This is a genomic window from Collinsella sp. LCP19S3_B11, assembly GCF_052121915.1.
Lineage (GTDB): Bacteria > Actinomycetota > Coriobacteriia > Coriobacteriales > Coriobacteriaceae > Collinsella.
On sequence record NZ_JBQKDI010000040.1, the window covers coordinates 1 to 2,324 of the forward strand.

Sequence of the window (2,324 nt, forward strand, 5' to 3'; positions counted from 1 at the left end):
GCCTTTATCTTGCGCGAGCCGTACCGGCCCTTGCTGGCGGCGTGGGCCGCGACCACGGCCGGCGCGGCGGGGTCCGGCGCGGCGGGCCGGTCGGCCCGCGAGCGCATGGAGTAGTACGTCGACCTCGCGACGCCGAGGAGCCTGCACTGCGCTGATATGGGGTAGCGGCCCTCGTTGGCCGCTATGGCCCTCACTTTCGAGCGTATATCAGCGCCGCTTGTTTTAAGACGTCGACCTCCATCCGGAGCCTGCGGTTCTCGCGCTCGAGCTCCAGGATCCGGTTCTGCTCGGGCGTGCGGTTGTCCGCGGCGCGCGGCGAGCCGGTCGCGTTTATCGACTTGATCCACCTCTCCACGGTGCTCTTGCCGAGGTCGTACTCGTCCATGATCTCGCGCTTGGGCTTGCCGGCGTTGTAGAGGTCGACTATCTGCCTCTTGAACTCGTCGGTGAAATGCCTCGGGTGCCTGGGGTCCCTCATATACGGCCCTCCCGTCTCTCGCGCCCCTCCCGGAACTGTCCACATCAGTGCAGCCAATCCAAGGTCGTCGCCGTGGAGAAGAAGGTGCGCCGCCGGCGCGACGACATCATCGCCGCAGTCGAGCTCGGCATCAGCAACGGGCGCGTAGAGGCCATCAACAACAAGATCAAGGTGACGGTGAGGATGGGCTACGGCTTCCGCAACACCGACAACCTCGTGGCCCTGCTCATGCTCAGGTGCGGCGACTGCCAGCCCCAGCTCCCGGGTCGCCCGGTGAAGGCGAGGAAGAAGGGCGTGAAGGGAGCGAAGAGCGTTGCTGCCTAGGCTAGCCCCTTGTCACACAAACTACCGAAGCCTCCTTTTTTCACCTGCTGAAGGTTATCAATCTTCTTATTGAGTATCTCGGCATTCTTTCTTCTGCCAATGCCCTGGCGGGCAGATCCACCCCCCTTTCGGCTGGTTCGGGGTCGCAGGCATGCCCTGGCGGGCAGATCAGCGCCTTTTCGGCAGGTTCGGGGGCGCAGGCATGCCCTGACAGACGGCTGCATTGCCCATATGCGTTTTGCGCGCGAGGACCCTGTTGCTCCTGTCAAAAGCGTGGCGAAATGAAGTGGCCCAAAAGAGGGCAGCAGAATACCGAAATCCCAGCTTGAAATAGCTCAGCTATTTGTCACTGTGCGGTTCTGCCTGCTATGATTAGCCATGCACTGCTGGGGAAGACTCATCCGCTAGAATTGCTTGGACGAAAGGAGACGCAATGGTACTCGACAGATACGCGCGATTTGCTGACAGCGCCGACGTGCTCTCTTGCCCCCTTTGCCACAGCGCCCTGAAGCTGCAGGAAGGGAGCCTCGTATGTCCGAAGAGGCACTGCTTCGATATCGCAAAGCAGGGGTACGTAAACCTTCTAGGGCCCTCCAGGCAGTCAGCCCACTACAGCAAAGAATCCTTTGAGAGCCGCATGGCAATCCTGGAGGCAGGGTATTACGACCACGTGAAAGAAGCCGTCCTCACCGCGGTAGGAAGGGCCCTTTCCCCAAGCGAGGGTCCTGCAGCTGTGAACGCGACGCCATTCCGCGTGCTCGACGCGGGATGCGGAGAAGGCTTCTATGCACGTGCAATCCGAGAAAACCTCTGTGTCGACGTGGTGGCGTTTGACCTCTCAAAAGACGCCATGCTGATGGCGGCCCGCCACGATTCCAGAAAGGCGGTCAAATGGCTGGTTGGCGACCTGACGAACATCCCCGTGCTGAAAGGCTCCATCAACTGCGTGGTGGACGTATTCGCTCCCTCGAACTACGACGAATTCAAGCGCGTTCTCACCCCAACCAGAAACGCCTCCGCGCCAGGAGTGCTGGTCAAAGTGGTTCCAGGCAGCAATCATCTTACGGAGCTGCGCCACCTTGCTGAAGGATCTTTGCGCAGCAAGGAATACTCAAACCAGCTGGTGACCGATTGCTTTGAGAAGCACTTCAAGATGACCGACCGCATCAAGGTGACGCGCACCTTCGAGATGTCCGAAAGGGACGTCCGCGTGTTCGCCGAGATGACGCCGCTGCTGTTCGGCATCGACGCGGAGTCCCTAAATCTATCGCGTGTGAAAAGCATCACCATCGAGGCTGAATTGCTGGTGGGCACCCCTCGCTCCCAAGGCCCTTCATGAGCTCAGCCAGCTCATCATCCTCTTAATTGCAGGGCTGAAGGACAGCCCTTGTCAACCGCCCCAGAAGAAATCTGGCTCTTCGGTGGTTTCTGTGGGAGAGATTCCGGCATAGGCCCAGCTCAGCGGGCGAAAACAACGATCTGGAACTGAAACGGCCCCGGGAGGGGCCGTTTCCGCGTCATC

At 60.4% G+C, this 2,324-nt stretch carries 3 protein-coding genes and 1 pseudogene; 3 read left to right on the plus strand and 1 reads right to left on the minus strand.

What is annotated here, in order from left to right:
* Positions 1-190 precede the first annotated feature (190 nt).
* Positions 191-478: a transposase gene (locus ACTQV4_RS10225; protein ID WP_205163146.1), complete on the minus strand. Its 288-nt coding sequence runs from the start codon at positions 476-478 to the stop codon at positions 191-193.
* Here ACTQV4_RS10225 and ACTQV4_RS10230 point away from each other — a divergent pair.
* The 3 genes and pseudogenes from ACTQV4_RS10230 to ACTQV4_RS10240 all read left to right on the plus strand — a co-directional run bounded on the left by ACTQV4_RS10230 (position 452) and on the right by ACTQV4_RS10240 (position 2,141).
* On the plus strand, positions 452-802 hold the full coding sequence (locus ACTQV4_RS10230; RefSeq protein ID WP_441569776.1) for a transposase: 351 nt from the start codon (positions 452-454) through the stop codon (positions 800-802). The genes ACTQV4_RS10225 and ACTQV4_RS10230 overlap by 27 nt on opposite strands.
* Positions 803-1,235: 433 nt before the next feature.
* Positions 1,236-1,376, plus strand: a pseudogene (locus ACTQV4_RS10235) (putative RNA methyltransferase); the annotation flags it as partial.
* Between the two features lie 63 nt (positions 1,377-1,439).
* On the plus strand, positions 1,440-2,141 hold the full coding sequence (locus ACTQV4_RS10240) for a methyltransferase domain-containing protein (protein ID WP_052241580.1): 702 nt from the start codon (positions 1,440-1,442) through the stop codon (positions 2,139-2,141).
* Positions 2,142-2,324: the final 183 nt, after the last annotated feature.

Excerpts from the sequence above, each read along its gene's own strand:
- ACTQV4_RS10230 (WP_441569776.1), top strand. The coding sequence starts at position 452 with ATGCCTCGGGTGCCTGGGGTCCCTCATATACGGCCCTCCCGTCTCTCG.
- ACTQV4_RS10225 (WP_205163146.1), bottom strand. The coding sequence starts at position 478 with ATGAGGGACCCCAGGCACCCGAGGCATTTCACCGACGAGTTCAAGAGG.
- ACTQV4_RS10240 (WP_052241580.1), top strand. The coding sequence starts at position 1,440 with ATGGCAATCCTGGAGGCAGGGTATTACGACCACGTGAAAGAAGCCGTC.